Origin of the sequence: Chloracidobacterium sp., from assembly GCA_025057975.1 — a bacterium.
GTDB lineage: Bacteria > Acidobacteriota > Blastocatellia > Chloracidobacteriales > Chloracidobacteriaceae > Chloracidobacterium.
Window position 1 is genome coordinate 232,276 of sequence record JANWUV010000004.1, and the last position, 25,821, is coordinate 258,096.

The window sequence follows — 25,821 nt, forward strand, 5'->3', positions numbered from 1 at the left end:
TCAGTGCCAGCAGCAATGTGGAAATATGATAAGCTCCGGCGAAAATTGCTGAGCGGTGTCGCGGACGGTGACATTGGATTCTTGGAATTATGCCAATGACTGAAACGCCTCGGTTTTGATGAGAGGATTAAAGGGGATCATCACATATTTACAAAAAGCGGCGTCGCTGAAATCATCAACCTTCAGCCTAAGAACAATAAAGTGAAACCATACCAAGCAAACAAGTCAGAAGCATCTTGCTCAAATATGGCCTTGGCGGACATGACGGCAGGAATGATCACTTGCTGGAGCGACAATGACCAGTCGTTCATCATAGAAGTCACGGAAGTACTGGGCTGTATGGCGGACGGTCAAACCTACCAAGAAGCTGTAGCCAATGCAGGGATCATCATTCAAGATTGGATTGAGACAGCTAAAAGCTTAGGGCGACCTATCCCTGAACCTAAAGGTAAACAAATGTATGCCGGAAATGCTTAGATTTGGGTCTGAATGATTCTCCTGCTCTTTAGTTTTCTGAAAAATGACTTTCTTCCCTCTTTGAGGTCTCTTTGCCGAATTAAGAACAGGAACAAGCGGCCATGACGATGATTACCAAGGTTTCACGGCGCGAGTTTATGGCGGGCGCAGTGTTTACTGGCGCGGCGCTGACACTGGGGTGCAGCTTCGAAGCCGAAACTGGCTGCGTGGCGGCTGCCGGTGCACCGGCGCTGACTCCGAACGCTTTCCTTAGCATTCAATCTGACGGCCGCATTGTCGTCACCGTCAACAAAACCGAAATGGGGCAGGGTGTCCGTACCAGCCTCCCGATGCTGGTGGCGGAAGAACTCGACGCTGACTGGTCAAAGGTGGTCGTTGAAACGGCGTCGTTTGATCCGGCCAAGTACGGCTTTCAGGGGACGGGCGGCAGCGGCAGCATACGAAGCGCGTGGGAGCCGCTCCGGCGCACCGGCGCAACAGCCCGCGCCATGCTCGTCGAGGCTGCTGCGCGTCGTTGGAATGTCGCCGCCGCCGACTGCCGGACGGAAAACGGCTTTGTCATCCATCCGACGGACGCCGCCAAAAAACTCAGCTACGGCGAGTTGGTCGCCGACGCGGCGGCGCTGCCCGTGCCGGACGCCAAAACCGTCAAGCTCAAAGACCCCAAGGATTTCAAACTCATCGGACGGCGCATCGCGCGCTACGACAACCCGGCGATTGTCACCGGCAAGGCGGTGTACGGCATAGATGTTCGCCTGCCGGGCATGCGCTTCGCCACGATGGTTCACCCGCCGGTGTTCGGCGGCAAGCCCAAACAGGTGGATGACACCGCTGCGAAGACCGTGCCGGGCGTGGAAAAGGTGCTCATGACCGACCGGGGCGTGGCCGTCGTGGCGACCAACACGTGGGCGGCGTTTGAGGGCGCGAAGAAACTGCGCGTGACATGGGACGACGGCCCCCACGCCGAGCTGTCGAGCGCCGCTATTCGCGCCATGTTCGCCGAAAAAGCTAAAGCGTCGGGCGATGTGGCGCGCAACGACGGCAATTTTGACGAAGCTTTTGCGAGCGCAGCCAAAAAGCTCGAAGCCGAGTACGAAGTTCCCTATCTGCACCATGCCACGCTGGAGCCGCAGAACTGTACGGCGCGGGTCACCGCCGACGGCTGTGAAATCTGGGTGCCGACGCAGTTTCCCAACTTTGTCATGGAGGAAGCTCGCCGGATTACAGGGCTGGACGCCGGGCGCATCAAGATTCACGTCACACTGCTGGGCGGCGGCTTCGGCCGACGCATTGAAGCCGATTACGCAGCCGACGCAGTGGAAGTCGCCAAGCGGTTGGACGGCGTACCGGTGCAGGTGACGTGGACGCGCGAAGAAGACATGCAGCACGGCTGGTATCGTCCGGCCAGCCTGCACGTCGTTAAGGGCGGTCTGTCCGCCGCTGGACAGCCGACGGCACTGCTGCATCGGCTGGTTGCGCCTTCCATCTTTGGTCAGCGCCAACCGGACGGCGGCAAGGGCGTGGATCGCGGCGCAATGGCAGGCATCATTACCATGCTGTACGACATACCGAACTTCCGCGCCGAGTACGTCCGCGCCAACACAGGTGTCCCGATTGGCTTCTGGCGGGCGGTGTTCGACTCGCAGAACGCCTTCGTGCAGGAGTCGTTCATTGACGAACTTGCCCACGCCGTGCGAGCCGATCCAGTGGCGTTTCGACTCAAATTGCTCGCCAAAGCGCCCCGTCTGAAAAACGTTCTGGAAATTGCCGCCAAAGCCGCCGGTTGGGGTGAGACGCCGCCTAAGGGCCGCGCGCGCGGCGTAGCATCGCATTTCTCATTCGGAGCTTTCTGCGCCCAAGTTGCGGAAGTGTCCATTGAAGACGATCTGCCGCGCGTTCATCGGGTCGTGTGCGCAATGGATGTCGGGACAGTCATCAATCCGGGTCACCTTGAGGCGCAAATCGAGGGTAGCATCGTCTTCGCCCTAAGCGCGGCGCTTTACGGCGCGATCACTGTTGAGAAGGGGCGGGTCGTGCAGTCAAACTTCAACGATTATCCGCTCCTGCGAGTGACGGAGATGCCGAAAGTTGAGATTCATTTGGTCAAGAGCGCCGAAGCGCCGTCCGGCGCAGGCGAACCGGCGCTGCCGCCGACCACTCCGGCCGTCTGCAACGCGCTGTTTGCCCTGACCGGCAAGCGCATTCGCAAACTTCCCATCAAGCTTGAGCCGGATGCGGACGCCTAGAAGCGTGGTCGCTGCGTTGTCACTGCTGGTGTGTTTGGCGGTCGTCCCGGTTGGAGGGCAAGCCGCCGTTCCCGACTATGACCTGCTCATCGCCAACGCGCGCGTCGTGGACGGCGCGGGCAACCCATGGTTTCGGGCGGATGTCGCCGTCCGGGACGGCCGCATTGTCCGCATTGGGCGCGGACTGTCAGGTACGGCGCGGCGCGTCGTCAACGCCAACGGGTTGGTCCTCGCGCCCGGCTTCATAGACGTTCATGCGCACGCGGAGGACATTTTTACGCTGCCCGACGCCGAGAACTTCATCCGCATGGGCGTGACAACGCTCGTGACAGGCAACTGTGGGTTCTCCGTCATTGATGTAGCCGAATTCCTCAGCCGCTACCGGGAAACACCGCTGACGGTCAATCTGGCGACGCTCATCGCCCACGGTTCGGTGCGCGCCAAGGTCATGGGGTATGCCGACCGCGCGCCCACCGACGCAGAACTCGCTGAAATGAAACACCTGGTCGCCAAAGCGATGGAGGAGGGCGCGCTGGGACTTTCGACCGGGTTGATTTACGCGCCCGGCAGCTTCGCCAAAACCGATGAAATTGTCGCCTTGGCGAAGGTCGTCGCCCCGTTCGGCGGTGTGTACGCCACGCACATGCGCAACGAGGGCAACGGTGTTCTAGAAGCCATCGAGGAAGCCATTGCGATTGGCGAGCAGGCGGGGTTGCCGGTGGAAATCTCGCATCTGAAGGTGTCCTCGCCGCGTCTGTGGGGCGCAAGCGACCGGATGCTGGGCCTCATTCGGGCGGCGCGGGCGCGCGGCGTCGAAGTGACGGCCGATCAGTACGCCTACACGGCTTCTTCGACGGCTCTGGAAATCATGCTGCCAAACTGGGCGCTGGACGGCGGGCGCACTGAAGCCGTCAAGCGCCTAGCCGACGCCGAGACGCGCCGCAAAATCAAGGATGAACTCATAGAGAGCCTCAAATCCAAAGGGCGCACGGATTTCAGCTACGCCGTCGTCGCTTTCTACGGCGCGAACCGCGACTACAACGGCAAGAACTTGGTGGAGGTAACACGCCTCGCGCAGGGTAGGGATGACCTTGACGCGCAGGCCGAACAGATTTTGACGATGTATGAGCAGGGCGGCGCAGGGATGATTTTTCACGGCATGCGCGAGGATGATGTCATTCGGATTATGCGCGAGCCGTTCACGATGATCGCCGCCGACGCCGGTGTAAGGAAGTTTGGCGTCGGCGCGCCGCATCCGCGCGGCTACGGGAACACCGCGCGCGTGCTGGGGCGGTACGTCCGTGAGTTGGGTCTGCTGACGCTCGAAGACGCGGTACGGAAAATGACCAGCCTGCCGGCACAGACGTTTCGGCTGGCCGGGCGAGGGTTGATCAAGGAGGGCTTCGCCGCCGATCTCGTCCTGTTTGACGACCAAGCCGTTTTGGACAAGGCGACCTACGAGCAGCCGCACCAGTTTCCTGTCGGTATCGTTCTGGTCGTCGTGAATGGCGTCGTTGTGCTGGAGGACGGTAAGTTGACTGGGGCGCGGCCGGGGCAGGCGCTGCGGCGGGCGACGGAAAAGCGGGCGACGGGAGACGTGCGTCCATGAGGCCGCCGTTGGTACAGGTGGCGCCGGAAGTCGCTGAGGCGCTGGCGGAAGGGCGTCCGGTGGTGGCGTTGGAGAGCGCGGTGATTGCCCATGGGCTGCCGTATCCGGCGAACATCGAAACGGCGCTGGCGATGGAGACGGCGGTTCGGGCGGGCGGGGCTGTGCCGGCGACGATTGGGGTTTCCGGCGGGGCGCTGGTCGTCGGCATGGACGAGCGACTGATAACGCAATTTGGCGAGTCGGCGCGCAAGGGGCAGCCCGTAGCGAAGCTGGGCGCGCGTGATTTGGCGGCGGCCGCAGTGCTGGGGTGGGACGGCGCGACGACCGTTGGCGCGACGGCGCGGGCGGCGGCGCTCGTTGGGATTCAAGTGCTGGCGACAGGCGGCGTCGGCGGGGTGCATCGCGGCGCGGCGCAAACGTGGGACATCAGCGGCGACCTTATGGCGCTTGCACGTTACCCAGTGATGGTCGTCTGCGCGGGCGTCAAAGCGATCCTCGACATTCCGGCGACGCTGGAATGGCTTGAAATGCTTGGCGTGCCAGTGGTTGGCTGGAGGTGCAGCGTATTTCCAGCGTTTTATACGGCCGACAGTGGTCGTCGGCTGCCCGTTTCGGTCGGACAGGTTGGCGACTTAGCGCGCCTTTGGGCAGTCGAGCGAGCGTGGGGCGGTGGGGGCCTCTTAGTGGTGCAACCGCCACCGGAAGAGCTTTCCGACGTTGAGACGGCTATTCAGTCGGCGCTGGCGGAAGCTGAAGCGGCAGGCGTTCACGGAGCGGCAGTGACGCCGTACTTGTTAGCAAAAGTCAGCGAACTGACCGACGGAAAAAGTTTAGAGGTCAATACCGCTCTCCTCCGACACAACGCGCTGACAGCGGCGGCGATAGCCTGTGGACTCGCGCGACCCCCACAAGAGCCAAAACAGTCTTTTCAAAAGGATATAGCGCCATAGCCCCAGTTTGGCGGACTGTCTGGCCGGACGCGCCGTGCTCGCTTTCCGCCGCCACTGACCGGCAGGGTAACTTGCTTCATGGACTCGGAAAGCTCAGCGAGTGGCACGACGCCATCCTCTCAAACGCCTCACCTTTGCAGGAAACACGTCTGTCAAAATGCTTCGTCGAAAGCGACCTCGCCTGTAATGCCGACCTGATAAGCTGCGACGCGCCGTTCGAAGAAATTAGTCAACTCCTGTACGTCCTGAAGCTCCATGAATGGGAAGGGATTCCGTGCATAGTAGCGCTGTTCAAAGCCAAGCGTCGCTAGCCGCTGGTCGGCGATAAACTCCAAATATTGCCGCATATCCGCGAGCGACAAACCCGCAACGCCGCCGGAAAGGAGGTCTTCAGCGAACTGCATTTCACAATCCACGGCTTCCTCCAGCATGCGCGTCACGGCGGTTTCAAGCTCTTCGTCAAACAACTCCGGCTCTTCCCGGCGGACCTGCTCGACGACGGCGAAGGCAAAGTTCATGTGCAGGCTTTCGTCGCGGAACACCCAGTTCGTCCCCGACGCCAACCCGTGTAGCAGCCCCTTGGAGCGCAGAAAGTACACGTAAGCGAACGCCGCGAAGAAAAACAGCCCTTCGACACAGCTCGCAAAGCAAATCAAGTTGAGCAGGAAGTTGCGCCGGTCCTCGCGTGTCCGCAGCTCGTCCAGCAGAAAAATTGAATCAATCCACCGCCGGCAAAACTGCGCCTTGCGCGCAATCGAAGGAATATTGTGGACAGCTGCAAAAGCCTTTTCGCGCTCAACAATATTGGGAATGTAGGTATCGAGCAGGGTCAGGTAGAACTGGACGTGTAAGGCCTCTTCAAAAAGTTGTCGTGAAAGGTACATGCGCGCTTCCGGCGCGTTGATGTGTTTGTAGAGATTGAGCACCAAGTTATTGCCGACAATCGAATCGCCCGTGGCAAAAAACGCCACCAGACGGTGGATCAAATGCCGTTCGGCGTCAGTCATGCGGTAGTGTAGGTCAACCACATCGGTTGAGAAATCCACTTCTTCAACCGTCCACGTGTTTTTGATAGCGTTGCGGTACATTTCATAAAAGAGCGGATACCGCATCGGCCGCAACGTTAGATTGAAGCCGGGGTCTAGCAACATAGATCAGTCCTTTTCTCGCACTGTTGACGGCCGTGCGCGCCGGTTATTTCCCTTTGACAAGCAGGCGTCTTTTTCAGACTTCCAAGCCGCCGGAACGGCGACGCATCGGACGGGGCGGCTTCACGGCCGCCCCCTACAGGCGGGTGGCTTTACTGGCAGGCTTCACAGCTTTCTGGGTTTTCGAGCGCACAGGCAAGTGCTCCTGCGTCAGCGGCGGCCTTCTTCGACGCCCCAGCCGCCACCGGCACGGTCGCCTTGGCGATGCCTGTCGCCGGTCGCGAGCGCAGGTAGTAGGTGGTTTTGAGCCCCTGCTTCCAAGCGTACATATACATCGAGGACAACTTGCCAATCGTCGGCGCTTCCATAAACAGGTTGAGTGATTGGGACTGGTCAATGTACGCGCCGCGCGCCGCCGCCATGTCAATCAACGCGCGCATGGGCAACTCCCACGCCGTCCGGTAGAGTCGTCGAACATCGGCTGGGATTTCCTCAATGCCCTGAATCGAACCGTCAGCCAGCTTGATCTTCGTGCGGATGTCTTCGTTCCAGAGACCCAATCGCTTCAGGTCGGCCACCAGATAACGGTTGATTTGCAGGAAGTCGCCGGAGAGCGTCTCGCGCTTGAACAGGTTGGAGACCTGCGGCTCGATGGCTTCATAACAGCCACAAATCGAGGCAATGGTCGCCGTCGGCGCAATAGCGATGAGCAGGCTGTTGCGCAGACCCTTGGCCTTGATTCGCTGTTTGAGCGCCTGCCAGCGTTCCACGTCCGGCGGCGTCACACCCCACAGGTCAAACTGCAAAACGCCGTCCGCCGCACGTGTTTCGTGGAACGCCGGGTGCGGCCCCAGTTCCTCCGCTAGATCGCACGAGGTCGTCAGCGCGTGATAGTAAATCTCTTCTTGAATGCGCGTCGAAAGCGCCAACGCTTCGGGGCTGTCGAAGGGCAGACGCAGTTGAAAGAACACATCCTGCAACCCCATGACGCCCAGCCCGACCGGACGCCACTTGCGGTTGGATTCGGCGGCGGCGGGAATCGGATAAAAGTTGATGTCAATAACGCGGTCGAGTTGACGCACCGCTGTCCGAACGTTGCGCGCCAGTTTCTCAAAATCAAACCGTCCGTCGGTGACATGCCGCGCCAAGTTGAGTGAACCGAGGTTGCAAACGGCGGTTTCCGTCGGCGACGTGACCTCGATGATTTCCGTACAGAGGTTTGACAGGTGGACGACGCGGCCGGGCCGCGCCGTCTGGTTGCACTTGCGGTTGCTTGTATCCTTGAAGGTCATCCAACCGTTGCCGGTTTGCGCCAGCGTCCGCATCATCCGGTGGTAGAGGTCGCGCGCGCGCACTTGTCGCGTGTAAAGCCGCGCTTCCTCGGCGGCGACGTAGGCTTTCTCGAAGGCCTCGCCGTACAGGTCGGGAAAATCAGGGACGACTTTCGGATCAAACAACGACCACAGGCCGTCTTCCTCGACGCGCCGCATGAAGAGATCGGGAATCCAGTTGGCGAGGTTGAGATTGTGCGTGCGGCGAGCCTCATCGCCGGTGTTGTCGCGCAGTTCAAGGAAGTCTTCAATGTCGGCATGCCACGGCTCAAGATAGACGCAGCAGGCCCCCTTGCGCTTGCCGCCGTTGTGAGCGAGCGCCGCCGATGTCATGTAGGTTTCGTCGTCCTCGACCTTCAAATCGTGAACCACCGTCGTCGGCGCAATAGGCGTCACCGACCGCACGCGCGACCAAAGATAGCCGTCGCGGACAAACCAGTTGCGCTTTGTGACCGGTCGACAGCCGACGAGTTCGGCGATTTCCGGCACGGCGGGAATGCGCAGGTCATAGCACTTGGTCGTTCCTGAAAACTCGGAGGTTGAACCGTCCTGCCGTCGCGCCGTGTGCGTCGTATCGCGCTCGCGGTACTGTCCCACGCAGGCGATCCCAAGCCGCAAGAGCTGGTAACGCAGACCCTCGACCAGCGGGCGGGATGTGCTGGAGAAGTAGATTTCCGCGCCGCGCGACACGCCGCCGTCCGTCTCCAGCAGGCCGCGGATGAGCGCCCGCGTCTGGCTCGGCGGTAGATGCGCAAACCGGCGGTTGATTCGTTTGTCGCCATTGTCGTCGTAAAGGTCGGCGTACGTGAAAGGCAGCGTCGGCGCGCCCGCGCCTACGATGCGCCCGGTGGTCGCCTCCCGAACGACGCCGCGCCCGGCGGCGAATCGAACCTGAAGGTAGGTTTCGCCCCGTCCCTCTTCCCAGAAATGAATGCCACGGGCGCGTAGGTATTCACGAACGAATTCAAGATGCGCGTCGGATCGAGGGTTACCGGAAACGCCCCACTCGCGCCCGTTCCGCGCCAAGTGACCGTCGCCGAGCAGGATGCCGTACATTCGAGCATCGTCGTCGGTCAGTCCGGCGACTGGAACGATTTCCGTCGGGATGACCTGCGCGACATAGTCGCCGGGTTTGAGCGTTCCGGCGGCCACCCAGCGCGGCGTGCGAACGCCGCGTTCGAGCTGCGCCAGCGTGCGCTTGATGGATTGACCAATCGGAACGCCTGGAATGGCGAAAATCGGGTGGCCGGCAGTGACGCGCACTGGCTCGACCGCATGCTTGACGCGCAGCTCAACCATGTCGTCCGTCTGCCAGTAGCGCATGTGTTGCTCAACGCGCCGGTAGCGGCCGCTGTGACCAAGCGCCAGATCGCCGACGCTCACCTTGGCGATAGGTTTAGGGCCGTCAGCGGTGAAAACGATTGTTTCCGGGGCAAAGCACTGGTTGACCGCTGCGACCGATGAATCCAGCGTTTTGAGCCATGGGACAATCCCGTTGGAGTGCCCGTTCGTGCCCCGAATGAGCGACCCCTTGGCCCGTACGCGGTGGTACGCCAGCCCAATCCCGCCGGAGAACTTCGACAGCAAGGCCACGTCCGTGTATTTGTGATAAATCGCCGCTAAGTCGTCTTCCGGCGAGTCCAGCAGGAAACAGGACGAGAGTTGTTCGTGCTTGGTGCCGGCGTTGAACAGCGTCGGCGTGCTCGCCATGTATTCGAGCGATGACAACAGCCGGTACAGCTCGATGGCCTCGGCGACCGTCCGCGCCAACGCGCAGGCGACGCGCAGGAAGAAGTACTGCGGTGTTTCGATGACGGTGCGCGCCGTCGGGTGCCTAAGCAGGTAGCGGTCATAGACTGTCCGCAGACCAAAGTACTCGAACTCTTGATCGCGTTCGTCGGCGACAACCTCATTGAGTTTGCGCTGATGTTCGGCGACGAAAGTTTGCAGGCGGTCGGCGACAAGACCGAGCCTGTGGCCGGCATCAATGGATTGTGAGAAGGAGTGAATGTTCTGATTGCGAACTTCCTTGTAGATACAGGTCGCCAACAAGCGCGCTGCAAGACGGGCATATTCCGGTTCTTCGACGATAAGCGCCGCTGCCGTGTTGATAGAGAGTTGATCGAGTTCGGCGGTCGTCGCGCCGTCGTAAAGACCACCAATGGTCTTGGTGGCGACGCGAATGGCATCCACGTTGGCTAGCCCCGTACAGCAGCGACCAACGGCGCGTACGATTTTGTCGAGGTTAACCGGTTCGAGCGTCCCATTGCGCTTTCTGACGCGCATGGTGGACGGGGCAATGTCGGCTTGGCGGGCAGCGGCGGAGTCGCTCATATCGCTTTTACTCTCGACATCGGCGATGTTGTCGGCGGCGGTCCGACCATCCCTTGCGACCGGGAAAGACAAAGGCCGCGAGGCGAGACAGGCAAAACCCCTCACCGAACCAAAGTCGTCGTCTTTTGCACCCTGGTTAAGGCTGAAGCAGGCGTGTTTATCGAGGACGGTTACCCTCGACACCTAGGGTTCGCTTGCTTCCTCAAGCGAGCGCGATTGTGTCCGTCCGCCGCCGGCTTGTCAAGGCTTCAGTACAAGATGTTGTGGGAAATGTCGCCAGAAGCCACCACCGGTCGTAACTCATCCCGTTTCTTTGCAATGAGAAGTGGGCTTCGGAATTGCCCAAAACGGGGCGGCGCAGCCGCCGTCCCGCCCAAGATCAGCTATCGCAAGTCAGCTATCGCAAGCCGGTCGTCACAATCAGCTTGCCGAGCGACTGCACCGGGTTGCGGTAGGCGCGGATGTCGCGCCCGAACGACCCGCCTGCAAAGTGCGAGCCGGGGTTGAGCGACCACTCATAGCGGGAACTGTCGCCGTCGGGCGGGGCAGGGGAGATTCCGCTCGCAGGCCGACGTACTGGTGCGTCGCTATCGCCCGCTCCAGCGGCACAAGACCACCCCCTCTTTCCAGACGCGCGGCGGCGGCTTCTCCGGCTCCGTCACCGTGACCAGCACGGTGAACGCTTTGGGCATCACCGTACAGGAAGCAGCGGCGGCGTTTCCACCGGCGAAACCGATGTCTCCTGTCCTACGAAAATGCCGTTTGGCGGCGGCTTCAGCTCGAACTTCGGCGCCGTGACGGGCAGCTCAAGTGGGGGCGAAACGGCGACGGTCGTCAGCGCGCCGTCCACCATCTCCAGCACCTCGACCCACACTTTGGCAGGACCGGGCCGCGTAAAGGTCGTCTCGGTCGTCGCGGCGGCGGACTCAAAGGGCGCAAACGGGCAATTCCAGGTGCGGCTGCCACCGGAAGGTATAGGCTCCACTCGCCGGTTTGCCGTCCACCGTCACCTTGGCGACGAAAGCCTACCGCCCGCCGACAACCAGCGGTTGGTTCAGCCTAGGTGACGGCTCAACCGTCACCTTGATGTCGGCCACCTCATATTCGAGTGAAGCGCTTTCCAGACTGTAGCGCGCGCCCTGCACGCCAATGGATGGTAGCTTGCGTAGCTTGGCGAGGGCCCAAGATCGCCAGCCGATTGGCGCCGAGCCGAACTCCGTCGCCTTGGAGCGCCGGATGAAATCCTGTGAAACTAGTTCGGCTTCACCTGAGCACATGGCGTCCACAAACATCTGTGCGCCAGCGAGTCCGCCCTGACCGAGGCCGCCCAAGTCAACGAGTTGCGTGTTCTCGTCAAACCGGCTGGCGACGTAAAGCGCCTCAAGCTGCGCGTCAAAAAGCATCCCGCGCGCCGGTCGTGATCACGGTTTCACCCAGCGCCTTGACCAGCGCCGGGTGCGCCGTTTCAGGGAACGGTATCGCTCCCAGAGCGTTTGCGCTTGTCCGCTGTTGGGGTCGTTGAAAACGCTGTCATGCAAGAGACCACGCGCGTCGAACATCCGCTCGTAGTCGCCGTTTTGGGTGGCGGCATGGCGCAGCCGCGCCATCATCGAGGCGTAGGCCAGTTCGCCTGCTGGGTCGCCGCGGCCTCACTCCATGACGCGCATCGTGCCGTCGGGATAAATGAGTCCAATGCGCTTGAGGTTGCGTTTCGCCCAGTCGGTTCCTCCCTGGGTTTCAAAGACGCCTGATTCGACTTCCGCCCCGTCGGCCGTGATAACGATGTCGAAGTCTTCAAGCGTAAGGTTGAGGACGCCCGACTCACGGCGGACGCCCAACTCGCGGAGGATGGCGTCGCGGCAGACATCGCGGACGGCGCAGTTGACGTTCGTATCGGCCTCGTGCGATGCACACTTCAATAGAATGTGGTATTGAGGTCTGGGCGCACTGAAGCCTTCCGCAACCAAGCCGCTTATGAAGAAAGCTCGCTACCGCTTACAGCCGGTTCTGGATGTCCGGGAACAAGCCAAGAAAGACGCCGCACAGCGGCTGGCCGACGCCCGTCAAGCGTTGGCCGACGCTGAAGCCGAACTTGCCCGCCGGATTGCCGCCGTGGACGCCTGTCGGCAACGGCAAGCCGAAGCCGAGACGAGATTGTTGGCCGCCCTGCAGTCTGGTTCGGCCGCCCACACACTGCTGGCGCACCGTACTTTCATAGCCGATTTGAAGGAGGAGGAAAGACGCCTACAGGACGCCGTTGACCAGCAACGCGCCGCCGTCCAGCGGGCGGAGGCGGCGGTTGAGGCGGCGTTGGAGGGACTTATCGAAGCGTCCAAAGAGGTGCAAGCGATTGAGAAGCACCGTGAGAACTGGCGACTGGCGCGCAAAGCGGATGAAGAGCGACGCGAAAACAAAGCCAACGATGAATTCGGTACGTCGCGCCACGGGCGGCAAACCTGAGTGTGGTTTCCAGTTTAAAGCCTCATCCTTGACGGCTGGCGGCTGTTGGTGTTACGAAGCGAGTAATTTATGCATACCGTGTCAATCTCAACAACTTAGAAGCCCAATCCACAACTGACTTATCCGAAAAAAAATTGTTTGGGGAGAAGCTGTATATGACGCGCAACATTAGATTAGGTTTGGTGCTAAGCGCTGCTCTTTTGGTCGGGTGGACGACGGTGGATGTTGCGCTAGGGCAAACGCCAACAGTGAGGCGTGAAGAATGCGCCATCGGTGACCGGGTCGGCGCCAGTTATGGGATTCTGGAAGGCGGCGTCCGGGTCAATGCAACTGTGACGCAGATCAAACCGATTGAGCAGGTGGTCATTGTACTGGACGGTTCGGGGAGCATGATACCGATATATCCCCAGTTGGTCGAGGCTTTGCGCAAAGCGCTTCCAGCGCGGCCGGCCGTGCCGACGGCTATTGTGCGCTTCAGCGCCCAGAAAGCCGTCTTACAAGACTTCACCACTTCCCGTACGGCGCTTGACGAAGCCCTCGCCAAGGAGCAACGCCTGTGGGCGAGCGGCGGTACAGGCGACGGTACGATGAAATCCACAACCGACATCTATGGCACGCTGTTGGCGCTCTCTGCGATGACGCAGGGTAAGTTGACGCACTTCATCGTTTTGACGGACGGTAATGACAGCGTTCAGCAGATTGTGGATGTTTCGCGTGTGCTCAACAATGATATGGTCGTGTCGTACCTGAATTGGGGCTATCGCAGCTTCAGTGCGCGTGTGGATGAAGCTAACGCCGTGATTGTGACCGGCGGCGGCGCGCGGCGGATGGACATCCCTAATGTGACCCTCCGCTTTCTGGCGGAGCGCACAGGCGGCGATATTCTGAACTACGACGATTGGAAAAAGCTCAGTGATTATTTCAAGCGTCGCCTTGGCAACGCGGGCGCGTTGTATCGCGCGACATGGGAATCAAACAATCCGCTTGTCCCGTTTTCACTCTCCGCACGTTAGTCGTTTTTACACCCTCTTGAGCCCTGCCGCACTACTTTGGAGCCTCGCATATGACACGCAGCATACGACTGTTCTTAGCATTGGGTTTGGGGATTGGGATCGCTACCGCCGCATGGCTGCCCCTGGCAGGCGCCGGTGTGGCCGCCCAGGGCGTGCAGGCGGCGCAGTTGCTGCCGCGCGGCGATGTGAAAATCAACGGCAATCCGGTTGCTGGAAGTATGGCCGTCGCCAGCGGTAGCCGGATTACCACCGGCAAAAATGGCTACGCCATTCTCAACCTAGCTGGCGTTGGGCAACTGTACCTGGGTGACCGTAGTGAGATTGTTGTCAACTTCCTCGCGGATCGGACGCGCATTGAGTTGACGGCAGGCATCATCCGTCTGATCAAGGCGGACGGTGCGCCGGTGCAGGTCTTCACGACACGCTGCGCTCACATTGATGTCATGAAGGGGAAAATTACTGTCCACGGCGGCCCTGAAGCCTCAGCTCCAGCCATTGAGACTATCAATGAAGGGCAAGCACGGGATTATCCCGAAAGCGCCTATATCCGCTTTGACTCGACCGCCTTGGATGATTTTCGCGTCGCTTGCTTTGACTGCGCCGTGTCCGCGTCGCCGTCGCTACCGGTGATTCCGCCTGTGCTCGCCGCCGGCGCGAATTCGGCTGTTCTAGCGACTGTAGCGGCCGCCGGCGTGATCGGCGGTATCATTCCCATCATCACCACTGGCAATGATGACCCGCCGGTGAGTCCAGTGCGCCCGAACTAGGGCGTCGGTGACGACTGCGCCTTGTCGAAGCGGCGACGGCTGATTTCCGGGTGGGCGCTCATCGTTGTCGGTGGTCTCGGTCTTGCTCTCTCGTTACCGGTTGAGACCACTGACGACGTATGGCAGCAGCGGAAACCTCCAGCGACCTACACCGCTCTGGAACAGGCGGCGGCGCGCGCACCGTCCAATCCGCGTTTGTGGAGCACGCTTGGGGCGGCGTGCCTCTTTGACCCGTTGCACCTTGACTATCAGGCTTCGGAACGGCACTTGCGCCGAGCGCTGACATTGGCCCCGTACGACGCTCGCCTCTGGGGCATGCTGGGCGACACTCTCGCCATCAGCGGCAAGGTGGATGAAGCCGAGCGCGTGCTTCGGCGTGCGCACGAGCTTGCCCCAAACCACTTTATTTCGCAGTGGCGCTTGGCGAACGCCCTCATTCGGGTCGGTAAGCTCGATGAGGCCGTGCCGTACGCGCGCGGCGCGCTGCGCTCGAATCCGGGACAAGCCATCCTCATGCTCGATTTGGGTTGGCGCGTCTCCGGCGGCGACCGCCGCTTCGTTGAAGCGTTGCTTCCACCCGGAATGTTGGGGATTGAGTACCAATACCTGCGTCTTCTCCTGACCTACCAACGCATCGAGGACGCCGTCGCACGCTGGCGGGAGGTGCTCCGCGAACAGGACGCTGACCGCGTCTGGACGAACGCCTTCCTCCAAGACCTCCTGACGGCGCAAGCGTATGAACCGGCGTGGCGCGTCTGGGCCGCCGTCCCGGAGCGGCAGGCGCTTGGTCTCAAGCGAACGGAAGTTTATGACGGCGGCTTTCGCCAACCCGTCGCCAAAGCACCGATTTTCGAGTGGCGCTTCCGGCAAAACGAGGAAGGCGTGCGTCTGGCGCGCGACCAAAGGATCGAGAAGCCGTTTGAAGGGAATGCGTTACAGATTGCCTACGATTCGCCTAGTCCCACCTTGACTCACGCGCAGCAGTTGCTGGTACCGCCGCCGGGCGACTACCGACTGAGCTACTTCGTCCGCAGCGAGAATTTGGTAACGGCGGCACCACCGTGCGTTGAACTGACAAGTCCGCGCCGGCGCGACTGGCGCATACGTTCAGCGCCCAACTTGCGCGGTACGCAACCGTGGCGGCAGGTGCAGGTGGACTTCACCATACCGCCGGATTTGGGCGCCGTCGAGCTGTCCATTATGCGCCCGGCGGACTGTGTAACGCCCGGCAATTGTCCAATTACCGGTGTTGTTTGGTTTGGCGGATTTACGCTTGAACCACGAACCAGAGCCCGTGATGGCTGAACGTTGGTCATCTACGCCAATAACAACGCCTAGGCTGGCGGGCGGGGGCGTGGAAACCATCGTCTTTAGCGTGTTTCTGTTGTGGCTTCTATGGCTGCCGTTGCCGTTTGGCTCTGTTGAAGGGTGGGCGCGCGCCATCATGCACGCTGGGGCGTTTGGACTTGCCATTTGGCTCGGCCTCTGGACGTTGCTGGGACGACACAACGCCGCCATCAGCGCCGGCGCTTTTATCGGCTTTGGTGTGACGGCGTTGGCGCTAGTGCAACTGCTTCCTTTCACCCCAGCGTCGCTCCAGACAGTGGACGCTTTCTACACACGCCAAGCGGTGGTTCACCTAACGGCGTTAGTCTGCCTTTTTGTTGTGAGCGCTAACCTCTTCACCATTGAAAGGTTCGGCGTCCTGCTTGTTCGCGTACTCGTCGCCTGGGGCGGCGTTTTTGCGCTCTATGCCATCATGCAGCACTTTATTGGGCAGGGCAGCTACGCCGCCTTCCGTAAGCTACTGGGCACACCGTTTGGGACGTTTGTCAATCGCAACCACTACGCGGGTTTTATCGAGATGCTGGCACCGTTGGCGGTGGCGTTAGCGATGCAACGCCGCCGTGGGGCGGACGATGACGCTCGTTGGCTCTACGTTGTGGCGGCAGTTGTCATGCTGCTGTCACTGGCTCTAAGCGCGTCGCGCGGCGGCTGGATCGCTGGAACGGCTGGCGTGATCTGCGCAGCGGCGCTGGCGGCGCGGACGCAACGACGGCTGCACCGGGCGGCGACCGGTGGGCTGCTCCTCATCCCGCTCAGCGTCCTTGTCGGCGTATGGTGGATGGGCGTCGAACCGCTGGTGAGCCGGTTGCAGCCAACAGACAACCTACCGGCGACCGCCGATCAGGTCGCCCGCAGTGTCATCTGGAAAAACGCCCTGACGCTTGTCCGCGAACGACCGTTCACTGGCAGCGGACTGGGAACTTTCCAGATCGCCTACACGCGGGTTGACACATCCAACGGCGTCAACCGCGTTGAACAGGCTCACAACGACTATCTACAACTCCTCGTGGAAACCGGTTATGTCGGCTTCACGCTAGGGATGCTGTGGTTGGGGTGGTTTTTCCGTCGGGTGCGGCAGGCGTTGCGGTCGGCGACCGCTAGAGGCCACGATCCAGAACGGCGCTTGGCGCAAATCGGCGCGGTAAGCGGGTGTGTGGCGTCGCTCGTCCACGGGTTCTTCGACTTCAACTGGCAGATTCCGTCCAACGCAGCCTACTTCGTGGTGCTGGCGGCGCTGGCGACCGCCGACGGCCGTCCGGCGGCGACGCAAAACATCGAGGGGATGGTGTGAAGGTTCACCGGTGGGCGCTAGCGCTCATCTGCGCCAAAGTTTCGTCCTGCATCGCCATCAGCCGATCAATGAGTTCGAGCATGCGCAGCGATTGGTGCAACTCTCGGGCCGCCCGCTGGCGTTGCGGTTCCGGGAGCGCCAAAGCTTCTGGGTCAGGCGTCTCTTCAGGCAACGCTCGCCGCCGGCGGCGCTCAGAGGCGTCGTCTTCTTCACGGGGCAGCACCGCCAGCAGTCGCCGCGCATTGCGCTGTTGACGGTCAAGCAACCGCCGCAGCAGTTCGCGGCGCATCGTCGGCGTTAGATGCCGCAGCGCGACATCATTGCCTAGCGGGGGAAGAAGTGTGCCGGCCATTGTCGGCTGCTGATTGAGACCAAGTAACTCTTCCGTCGCGGAAGCGCCGCCAGTGGACCGAAGTTGTTCCGCCGCCAGCGCCTGTGACGGATCGCGGCCCAGCAGCGCGTCGGGGAGGATACTTTTTTGTCCGGGGACTTCCGGGGCGGGCAAGCCGCGTGGCTGTCCGACCTCGCCCGGTTGTCCAACCGTTCCTGAAACCGGGTTAAGTCGCGTGCCGCTAACACCGCCGGTCGTGCTCGTAGACGGCGGCTGTTGCCGATTGTTGACGCCTCTTATATCCGGCATTGGAACATTTCCTCCTTGTCACAACGACGGCGAGCGGCGGCCGCTCTCAGCCAATGTGTAGGCCCACCGCAGGACAATCGCGATGGCCTCATACAGGTGTTCTGGAATTTCACTGTTGACTTCGAGTTCGTAAAGAGCACGCGCTAACGCAACGTCCCGTTTGATGGGGACGCCGGCCTCACGGGCGATTTTACGGATTTGAGCCGCTATTAGATCGGCGCCTTTTGCCGTCACCTGCGGCGCATTCATGGTCTTGCGATCGTAGCGCAGCGCCACCGCGATATGCGTCGGATTGACAAGGACGACATCCGACTCCCGGACGGCATGCGCGCTCGCTTCGTTGAGTAACTCCATGTGGAGAGCACGCCGCTCTGCCTTGATATGCGGGTCGCCTTCCTGTTCCTTCCACTCCTCCTTCACCTCTTGCTTGGTCATTTTCAGGTCTTGGATGTGGAGGAACTTCTGAAGAAAGAAGTCCAATGCGCCCAAAACGACAAAACAGATGGCGACCGCCAAGCTCAGTTGAATGATTTGGCCAAGGATGAAGTTGCTGCTATCAGCAGGCGAAAGGCGGGCTAGCGCTGGGAGCACATGCCGCGAACCCAAAACCACGTAGCCGGCGATGCCGGTTGCAATGACCAGCTTGAGCAGGGTCTTGGCAAACTCAATGTACGTCCGGGCCTTGAAAAACTTCTGCTGAAAGGCTGAAAACGGATTGAGCCGGTTCATATCCGGCTTAATCGCTTCAACCGAAAACAATGAGCCGACTTGGATGTAACCCACCAGCGCCGCTAAGACAAACGCAACGATGAAGAGCGGCGCCAGCGTCAGTGTCAAAGTCGCCAGTCCATCTAGCAAGGCGCCGCTGGCCGTCGCCACATCTAACTCACCCTTGTACGTCGCTGCTTGTAGGAGGGCTTTCTGCGTCAGTTCGACGATTTGCCGGCCGATAAAGTCGCCGGTCAACAGGAAGACAATCCCAACCGAACCAACCAGCAGCGCTGCTGAAACCAAATCCTGACTTTTGGCGACCTGCCCCTTCTTGCGCGCGTCATCAAGCTTTTTTGGGGTAGGTTGTTCGGTTTTTTCTCCACTACTTTGCGACATGGGAGGTCGTTTCCGTCTTCAGGCGCGACAAGATAGAGAGCATCTTGCGGCGGAAACGCGGGTCGCCAGCGGCCAACTCGGCCAGATCGTCGGCCATTTTCCCGCTCAACGGGGACGACTGAATAGCGTCGGAGAAACTCAGTGTCAGCAAGGAATGCGCTGATTGCCGAACGGCGGCGGTGGCCTCCTCTGGGTTGGACAGATTCGATTGCGCCGCAATGGCCGCGAGGGCCGAACGCGCCGGACTGCTTGCGCTGGTCACGGCCGAAGTTTCATCGGCCACTGTCTCCGGCGTTCCCTCAACCAACGCGCCAAATATACCGCCGGAGCGCTTTTTCCCCCTGACGGATTCAGAAGATGTCGGACTCGAACCAAAGGGCGACCCCGGACGAATTTTCATGACGCGGTTCCTTTCGCTATGAGAACTGAACAGCGCGTGTAGGTACAACGCTGCGCCCGCCGAGGGCCGGGGACAGAAACAGGCGGCAGCCTACGACTCAGCAAGAGCTGCCACCGTATCAAGCAACGCTTGCGCCGTAACGGCATGCGGGGAATCGCCGCCGTCGGCGACCACGCTCCGTAAAATTTCCTCGCCCTCTTCTCGCCTACCACGATACAGCAAAATCTCGCCGTGCTGCACCCGCGCATGCAAACTGTCAGGACGACGGGCAAGGACGGACTCACATAACTCCTGCGCACGCGCCAGATCGCCCTGCCGAATCAACACACTCGCCAACGCCAACGGCGGCAGTTCCAAATCCGGCCGCAGCGCGGCAACCCCTTGAAAGACAGCCTTGGCTTCGTCATAGCGCATGACATCACGTAGGACAAAACCCGCTTCAAGCACTACGCGCAACTCTTGATCAGACGGCGTGGGGAGGAGCGGCATACCAACAGCAAGGCGGCGCGGCGCACGGCAAAAGCCGCAGGTCGCGCCATTCGAACTACTTGAGGTTCTGGATCGCCGCCATTTCGCCGTCGTGCTTTGCCTTCATCAGGTTGCTCAACATCTGGAACTGCTGTGACAGGCTGTTGGCGCGCGTTTGAATCGAGAAAAGCTGCAACTGCTGGTGGTACTGTTGCGCCAGCAGGGTCTCCGCGTCAGCAAGGCCCGGTAGGTTGCCGCCGCGGAGGAGGCCTCCGACAATTGAGCCAACGCCCGGCGCGACGACGTTAAGCGCCCCGCCCAAAATACCGCCGAAGATACGACCGAACCGTCCCGGTTCACGGACTGGCGTGGTCGGCTGGGTGTACGACGATGGGGTTATCGCCGGCTGAAGTCCGCTGATCATTGCATCGGGCATAATTGAGGTCTCCTAAACATATTCCGCAGGGATATAGGGTTTCCCCTTCGTCCGTAGTTATCGTTTCCGTAGCGAGGTTGTTGCGTTTGGAAGGTACGGTTTTTTTGGCCTCTTGTCGGCGTGACGCTTCCAGTTATAGCAGCCTTTTTCCTGCAGTTCGCTGACAACGCTATGTAACTGGCTGACCAGTGGCTTTGTAAAGCGCTTCCATTTCGTCAAGAAGCTTACCAACGGTTTGCCAAGCCTGCGCAGCCTGCGACGCAACAGCGGCCTCGGCCGGCGTCCCCTGACGAATAGCACGGTCTAAGGCGTGCCGTGTGGCGTCCAGTTGGCGACGCAGCGCCGCTAACTCGCGCGGTGATTGTAATAAGGCATCCAACGTCGGGTAACGTAAAAGTTCAGTAACAGGCAGTTCACTTGCCGTCATGTACGCTTATCCTCAATCGGAAAGAGCTGGTTATGGCAGTTTGCCAGCGTTCCAATGAGGACGAATGCTAGCACAGGTTCGACGTTTCTGAAGACGCCGGCGACGGGCGCGCACCACCTGCCGGAAAATCTCGCCCGACGGTTGTCGTTCAAGGCCCGCCTGACTATCTTCATGCGCTCTGGTGGGCGGAGCTGGTTTTGCCCACGTTGACCGACAATGGCTTTGAACTGTTCCACGCCGTCCGCCGTGTCGTCCGCCGCCGTTCCGTCCACGCTTGGGAAGCATCCGGTGCGCCCGATTTCGGATTGCATTGCGCCGGAGTTTACGCCGGTAGTTCGCGCACGCGGGGACACGCTGTGCCAAAGTGGGCGCGTGCTCCGCTTTGCAGCCAATGAAGGGGTCATTTCAGCGGTTGTCCGGGGCAGCATAGACTATCAGGTTGAAATGCTGCACGACGACGATGCGCTGGTAGTGTCCTGTACATGTCCGCATTTTGAGGAGGGCAACTTTTGTAAGCACATCTGGGCTGTGGTGCGGTTCGCCGAAGCGCAGGGTGCTTTACCTCCAGTCCCGACGGGACACTCGTTCCGACTGATGGCGGAGGTGGACCACCTGCCAGATGAAACAACGACCCCTGAAAGCGACCTTGCCAAGGCGGCTGGCGAGAAGCCACTGGCGGTTTCAACCTCCGACTGGCGGCGTTGGTTCGTTCAACTGGGACGGCAAGCTCGCGCCGCCACACCCGCCGCTATTGCCGAACAGGAAATTCTCTACCTGATCAACGTGGCGCAGACGCGCGCACGCGGACTGCTGGTGGTGGATGTGATGTCGCGGACGCGCAAGCTCGACGGCGCATGGGGCCGTCCGCGTCCGATCGCCTTGAGCATTGGGCAGATCGGCGCGCTGCCGGATGCGCGCGACCGACAGGCGCTGGCGTTATTGAGCGGCATACGGGAGCACGTGGACTGGGGGCCGAAAGTGGAGTGGTCGCCGGTCTCCGCTTCCGTACAGATTCCCACGACGGCGCTCAATGTGCTCATGCCGCTGCTGTGCGCGACCGGCCGGTGCTGGTTGCGTCCGACTGATGAGACCTCTGCGCTTCCAGAGGTGTTGCAGCAACCGCCGCTGCGCTGGGAGGCCGAGCCTTGGCGGTTGCATTTGGAGGTGCAATCCGTAGCCAACCCACCACACTATACTCTAATGGGTGAGTTGCGCCGTGGTGAAGAGCGCCAACCGCTAACAGCGCCCCGCTTGCTCACGTCTGGAGGCTTGGTCTTTTCAGATGAGGCGGTCGCGCCGCTACAAGATGACGGGGCGTTTTACTGGATTGGTCTGCTGCGCCGATCGGGGCCGTTGCGCATCCCACTCGCCGACGGCACAGACCTTGTAAGCAAGCTCCTGCGGCTGCCGCATCTGCCGCCGCTGACGCTACCAGAGCCGCTGCGTTTTGAAACCGTGGAGGGCGTTCCGACCCCAGTGCTGCGTCTCCGGCAAGGCGACAGTACGACGAGTGATGGGGCGCTGTGGGCGACGCTAGGCTTTGATTACGAAGGCTTGTGGATTGAGGCGTCCAACCCGCAGCCTGGCGTGTTCGATGTGGAACAACGGCGATTTCTCCGCCGTGATGTCGCCCGCGAGCAAGCCGCCGCCCGCCTGTTGCACGACTTGGGGATACGGTTCGGTCGGACGCCTACTGACGAAGCAGGATATCGTTTTCCGGCTAAGCGCCTGCCGTCACTGGTGCGTGAACTGATGGCGCACGGCTGGCGGGTAGAAGCTGAGGGCCGCTTGTTCCGACCGATGGGGCGGTTTTCGATGGAAGTTCGGTCGGGTGTGGACTGGTTTGAACTGCATGGCGTGGGCGATTTTGGGACGGCGACGGCCCGCTTGCCGGAGTTGCTAGCGGCGCTCCGGCGAGGTGAGCAAGTCGTAACGCTGTCGGACGGCTCATTTGGCCTCCTGCCTGAAGACTGGCTCACGCAGTACGGGGTTCTTGCGGCGTTAGGGCGGGTCGAAGACGGTCACGTGCGCTTCGCCGCGACGCAAGTGAGTTTACTGGACGCCCTACTGGCTGCGCGACCAGAAGTGACGTTTGACGAACGATTTCGCGTCCTGCGGGACCAACTGCGCCGCTTCAGCGGCGTCGAACCCGCCTTGGAGCCGCCGGGATTTGTCGGCGTGCTACGCCCATACCAACGAGAAGGACTTGGCTGGTTGCTGTTCCTCCAACGGTTTGGGTTTGGCGGCTGCTTGGCGGACGCTATGGGCTTAGGCAAAACCGCCCAAACCTTGGCGTTGCTGGAGACGCGCCGCGCGCGCCGCGCGGCTGAGGGGCTGCCGCCCTCGTTGGTTGTCACGCCGCGCTCGCTGATTTTCAACTGGCGGCAAGAAACGGAGAAGTTTACGCCGCAGATGCGTGTACTGGAGTATACCGGCGTCGGGCGGACAAAGTCATTGGCGGCGTTAGCCGACTACGACTTGATTTTGACCACCTATGGCACGCTGCGCCGCGACGCCCTCCTGCTCAAGGACCTCGCCTTTGATTACGTCATTCTGGACGAAGCTCAGGCCATCAAGAACGCCCGCAGCGAATCAGCCAAAGCTGTCCGCCTCCTCAACTGTCGTCACCGGCTGGCGCTCAGTGGAACGCCGGTGGAAAATCACCTTGGCGAGTTGTGGAGTTTGTTTGAGTTTCTCAACCCCGGCATGCTGAGCACGGCGTCGGTCTTCAAGCTTACGGCGACAGGCGGCCGCACGCTTGATCCTGACCTTCAAGCAGTGTTGTCCCGCGCTTTGCGGCCGTTCATCCTACGGCGGACAAAGGAGCAAGTGGCGCGCGATTTGCCCGCAAAAACCGAGCAGACGATTTACTGTGAGATGGAGAACGCACAGCGGCGCGCTTACAACGAATTGCGCGATCACTATCGGCGCACCTTGCTGGGTCTGGTGTCAGCGAAGGGGATTCAGTCAGCCAAGCTCCAGATTCTGGAAGCTTTGCTGCGCCTGCGGCAGGCGGCCTGTCACCCCGGACTGCTTGATCCGACCAAAGCCGACGAGCCAAGCGCCAAACTGGATGCATTTTTCCTGTACTTGATGGAAGTACTGGAAAGCGGCTCGAAGGTGTTAGTGTTCTCGCAGTTCACCAGCCTGCTGGCGCTCATCCGCAAGCGACTCGACGCGGACGGCGTAACATATGAATACCTCGACGGCCGCACACGCAATCGTCAAGAGCGTGTTGAGCGTTTTCAGTCCGATCCCGACTGCAAGCTGTTTCTCATCAGCCTGCGCGCTGGCGGGCAGGGGCTCAACCTGACGGCGGCGGAGTATGTTTTTTTGCTCGATCCATGGTGGAATCCGGCGGTTGAGGCGCAGGCGATTGACCGCGCGCACCGCATCGGCCAGACCCGCCCGGTGTTTGCGTACCGGTTGATTGTCAAGGACACTGTTGAGGAAAAGGTGCTGGAACTTCAAGCGACGAAGCGCGAGCTGGCCGACGCCATCATCACCGCCGACAACAGCCTCATTCGCAACCTCGAACGCGCCGACCTTGAACTGCTGCTGTCATGAGGACAGCTCACACCGCCCATGACAACCGACTTTACCCATGACGCCGCACGACAAAGCTGGGTCGCGGCAGCCAACGCCCCCGACACGGACTTTCCCATTCAGAATTTGCCCTTTGGTCGTTTCTCGGAGCCGTCCCAACCGTCGCCCCGCATCGGCGTCGCCATCGGTGATCAGGTGTTGGACGTGACCCGTCTGGCGGCGGCGCTGACGGCTGATGAAGCCGGCGAAGCCCACCCGTGCTTCCAAGCCTGTGCGACGGGGGACTTGGCGGCCGTCTGTGCGCTGCCCCCGCAGCAGGTCGCGGCGGTGCGGCGCTGGTTGTCGAACGCCCTGTGGGATGCCGCCCCGGACGCCGACGCCAACCGTGCGCGACTGTCGCCGTTTTTGCTGCCGCAAGCGGCGGTGACGTTGCACCGGCCGCTGGATTTCAAAAACTACACGGACTTTTACGCCTCGGTGTTTCACGCGACGAATGTCGGCGCGATGTTTCGCCCTGAAAACCCGCTGCTGCCCAACTACAAGTACGTCCCAATCGGCTACCATGGACGGGCGTCGTCGGTGGTCGTCAGCGGGACGCCCATCCGTCGTCCGCACGGTCAGACGCGCCCGGATCCCACTGCGCCGCCGGTGTTCGGTCCGTCGCGGCTGCTCGACTATGAGCTGGAAGTCGGCGTCATCGTCGGTCGGGGCAACCAGCTTGGCGAACCGATTCCCATCTCTGCGGCCGACGAGCACATCTTCGGCTTGTGTTTGCTCAACGATTGGTCGGCGCGGGACATTCAGGCGTGGGAGTACCAGCCGCTAGGGCCGTTTCTTTCCAAAAGCTTTGCGACGAGCGTCGCGCCGTGGATTGTGACGCGGGAGGCGCTGGCGCCGTTTCGGTGCGCGGCGTACGCCCGGCCGGAGGGCGATCCCGCACCGCTTGATTACCTGCTGGACGAGACCGATCAGGCGCAGGGTGGCTTTGATGTAACGCTGGAAGTGGAACTCTCAACGGTGCGTATGCGCGAGGCGGGACTGCCGCCCATGCGGTTGAGTCAAAGCCGGCTGGCCGACCTCTATTGGACGCCAGCGCAAATGCTGGCGCATCACACAAGCAACGGATGCAACTTGCAGCCAGGCGACCTGTTGGGCAGCGGCACGGTGTCGGGACCAACGAAGGATGCGCGTGGTTGCCTGTTGGAACTGACTTGGCGCGGCACAGAGCCGCTGGCGCTGCCTTCCGGCGAGACGCGCACGTTTCTGGAAGACGGCGACGAGGTTGTGTTACGCGGCTTTTGCTTGCGGGAGGGCTTCCGGCGGATTGGGTTCGGCGAGTGTCGCGGACGGATTACGGCGTAGCCGGCCGGTCAGGCGGCTGTTTGCGGCGCATGGCCGGGCGAGGTTGTTTCGTCGCTGGCCGAGATCATGGTCATAAGCGGCGGCCTGATCGGCAAGCGGCACCGAAGCGCGACGACGCCCTTAGGTGAGCGCCGCCGTGCAGAAGTCCGGCTAAGGACTGCTGGGTTGCATAGGCGCAACCGGGCTTGCCGTTGCCATCCAGCGCAAGCAAATTGGCCGTGGCGTTGCCGCCGCTGGCGCGCGATGTTTTCAGTTCCTGCGCGGAAACGCCCCGCCTGTCCGCCATCGCTTCCATTCTTGACGCGGCGGTGCATTTTGAACCGTTATCGCTGCGCGCAGCGCTTCAGTTGCTCACGACAACCGACCCAGCGGCGCGGCACGACATTCTGCGGACGCTTCAGCGCGAAACCGGCGGCTTCACGGAATTCATCCCGCTGCCGTTCATCGCGGCGAAGTCGCCGC

At 61.2% G+C, this 25,821-nt stretch carries 24 protein-coding genes; 12 read left to right on the forward strand and 12 right to left on the reverse strand.

The window, feature by feature from the left end:
• Positions 1-246: 246 nt before the first annotated feature.
• The 4 genes from NZ585_05230 to NZ585_05245 all read left to right on the forward strand — a co-directional run bounded on the left by NZ585_05230 (position 247) and on the right by NZ585_05245 (position 5,282).
• Positions 247-477, forward strand: coding sequence for a type II toxin-antitoxin system HicB family antitoxin (locus NZ585_05230; protein ID MCS7079442.1), 231 nt, complete (start codon positions 247-249; stop codon positions 475-477).
• Between the two features lie 101 nt (positions 478-578).
• Positions 579-2,723, forward strand: coding sequence for a xanthine dehydrogenase family protein molybdopterin-binding subunit (locus tag NZ585_05235; protein MCS7079443.1), 2,145 nt, complete (start codon positions 579-581; stop codon positions 2,721-2,723).
• A complete protein-coding gene (locus tag NZ585_05240; GenBank protein ID MCS7079444.1) occupies positions 2,710-4,332 on the forward strand; it encodes a D-aminoacylase in 1,623 nt (540 codons plus the stop codon). The genes NZ585_05235 and NZ585_05240 overlap by 14 nt, the downstream gene beginning before the upstream one ends.
• A gap of 8 nt (positions 4,333-4,340) precedes the next feature.
• Entirely contained in the window at positions 4,341-5,282 is a 942-nt protein-coding gene (locus NZ585_05245) for a pseudouridine-5'-phosphate glycosidase (protein MCS7079445.1), read from the forward strand.
• Positions 5,283-5,434: 152 nt separating this feature from the next.
• Here NZ585_05245 and NZ585_05250 read toward each other — a convergent pair whose 3' ends face one another.
• The 6 genes from NZ585_05250 to NZ585_05275 form a co-directional block, all read right to left on the reverse strand.
• The gene (locus NZ585_05250) at positions 5,435-6,433 is read right to left on the reverse strand and encodes a ribonucleotide-diphosphate reductase subunit beta (GenBank protein MCS7079446.1); all 999 of its coding nucleotides are present in this window, start codon (positions 6,431-6,433) and stop codon (positions 5,435-5,437) included.
• Between the two features lie 149 nt (positions 6,434-6,582).
• Complete coding sequence (locus tag NZ585_05255; GenBank protein MCS7079447.1) at positions 6,583-10,095, reverse strand: ribonucleoside-diphosphate reductase subunit alpha; 3,513 nt, start codon at positions 10,093-10,095, stop codon at positions 6,583-6,585.
• Between the two features lie 691 nt (positions 10,096-10,786).
• Positions 10,787-11,080: a hypothetical protein gene (locus NZ585_05260; GenBank protein ID MCS7079448.1), complete on the reverse strand. Its 294-nt coding sequence runs from the start codon at positions 11,078-11,080 to the stop codon at positions 10,787-10,789.
• 40 nt (positions 11,081-11,120) lie between these two features.
• Entirely contained in the window at positions 11,121-11,498 is a 378-nt protein-coding gene (locus NZ585_05265; GenBank protein MCS7079449.1) for a hypothetical protein, read from the reverse strand.
• Between the two features lie 18 nt (positions 11,499-11,516).
• The gene (locus NZ585_05270) at positions 11,517-11,705 is read right to left on the reverse strand and encodes a hypothetical protein (protein ID MCS7079450.1); all 189 of its coding nucleotides are present in this window, start codon (positions 11,703-11,705) and stop codon (positions 11,517-11,519) included.
• A 39-nt stretch (positions 11,706-11,744) separates the two neighbouring features.
• A complete protein-coding gene (locus tag NZ585_05275; GenBank protein ID MCS7079451.1) occupies positions 11,745-12,014 on the reverse strand; it encodes a hypothetical protein in 270 nt (89 codons plus the stop codon).
• 55 nt (positions 12,015-12,069) lie between these two features.
• Between NZ585_05275 and fliJ the strand changes: the two genes are divergently transcribed.
• The 5 genes from fliJ (at position 12,070) to NZ585_05300 (ending at position 16,973) form a co-directional block, all read left to right on the forward strand.
• The gene (fliJ, locus tag NZ585_05280) at positions 12,070-12,555 is read left to right on the forward strand and encodes a flagellar export protein FliJ (GenBank protein MCS7079452.1); all 486 of its coding nucleotides are present in this window, start codon (positions 12,070-12,072) and stop codon (positions 12,553-12,555) included.
• A 155-nt stretch (positions 12,556-12,710) separates the two neighbouring features.
• Positions 12,711-13,568, forward strand: a complete 858-nt coding sequence (locus tag NZ585_05285; GenBank protein ID MCS7079453.1) for a hypothetical protein — start codon at positions 12,711-12,713, stop codon at positions 13,566-13,568.
• Positions 13,569-13,618: 50 nt separating this feature from the next.
• Positions 13,619-14,335 carry a hypothetical protein gene (locus tag NZ585_05290; GenBank protein MCS7079454.1) on the forward strand — a complete coding sequence of 239 codons (717 nt, stop codon included), beginning with the start codon at positions 13,619-13,621 and terminating at the stop codon, positions 14,333-14,335.
• Positions 14,336-14,356: 21 nt separating this feature from the next.
• Positions 14,357-15,640 carry a tetratricopeptide repeat protein gene (locus NZ585_05295; GenBank protein MCS7079455.1) on the forward strand — a complete coding sequence of 428 codons (1,284 nt, stop codon included), beginning with the start codon at positions 14,357-14,359 and terminating at the stop codon, positions 15,638-15,640.
• Complete coding sequence (locus NZ585_05300; protein MCS7079456.1) at positions 15,633-16,973, forward strand: O-antigen ligase family protein; 1,341 nt, start codon at positions 15,633-15,635, stop codon at positions 16,971-16,973. The genes NZ585_05295 and NZ585_05300 overlap by 8 nt, the downstream gene beginning before the upstream one ends.
• 4 nt (positions 16,974-16,977) lie before the next feature.
• Here NZ585_05300 and NZ585_05305 read toward each other — a convergent pair whose 3' ends face one another.
• The 6 genes from NZ585_05305 to NZ585_05330 form a co-directional block, all read right to left on the reverse strand.
• Positions 16,978-17,613, reverse strand: coding sequence for a hypothetical protein (locus NZ585_05305; GenBank protein MCS7079457.1), 636 nt, complete (start codon positions 17,611-17,613; stop codon positions 16,978-16,980).
• An 18-nt stretch (positions 17,614-17,631) separates the two neighbouring features.
• Positions 17,632-18,720: an EscU/YscU/HrcU family type III secretion system export apparatus switch protein gene (locus NZ585_05310; protein ID MCS7079458.1), complete on the reverse strand. Its 1,089-nt coding sequence runs from the start codon at positions 18,718-18,720 to the stop codon at positions 17,632-17,634.
• Entirely contained in the window at positions 18,707-19,120 is a 414-nt protein-coding gene (locus tag NZ585_05315; protein MCS7079459.1) for a hypothetical protein, read from the reverse strand. Before NZ585_05315 ends, NZ585_05310 begins: the two co-directional genes overlap by 14 nt.
• A gap of 90 nt (positions 19,121-19,210) precedes the next feature.
• Positions 19,211-19,609: a tetratricopeptide repeat protein gene (locus NZ585_05320; protein MCS7079460.1), complete on the reverse strand. Its 399-nt coding sequence runs from the start codon at positions 19,607-19,609 to the stop codon at positions 19,211-19,213.
• A 55-nt stretch (positions 19,610-19,664) separates the two neighbouring features.
• Positions 19,665-20,024, reverse strand: a complete 360-nt coding sequence (locus tag NZ585_05325) for a hypothetical protein (protein ID MCS7079461.1) — start codon at positions 20,022-20,024, stop codon at positions 19,665-19,667.
• Positions 20,025-20,193: 169 nt separating this feature from the next.
• Positions 20,194-20,451: a hypothetical protein gene (locus NZ585_05330; protein MCS7079462.1), complete on the reverse strand. Its 258-nt coding sequence runs from the start codon at positions 20,449-20,451 to the stop codon at positions 20,194-20,196.
• Positions 20,452-20,667: 216 nt separating this feature from the next.
• On the opposite strand from NZ585_05330, the gene NZ585_05335 reads away from it, so the two are divergent.
• The 3 genes from NZ585_05335 to NZ585_05345 all read left to right on the forward strand — a co-directional run.
• Complete coding sequence (locus tag NZ585_05335) at positions 20,668-24,018, forward strand: DEAD/DEAH box helicase (protein MCS7079463.1); 3,351 nt, start codon at positions 20,668-20,670, stop codon at positions 24,016-24,018.
• 18 nt (positions 24,019-24,036) lie between these two features.
• Positions 24,037-25,359 carry a fumarylacetoacetase gene (fahA, locus tag NZ585_05340; protein MCS7079464.1) on the forward strand — a complete coding sequence of 441 codons (1,323 nt, stop codon included), beginning with the start codon at positions 24,037-24,039 and terminating at the stop codon, positions 25,357-25,359.
• A gap of 218 nt (positions 25,360-25,577) precedes the next feature.
• On the forward strand, positions 25,578-25,821 hold a 244-nt coding region (locus NZ585_05345), incomplete at its 3' end, for a hypothetical protein (GenBank protein MCS7079465.1).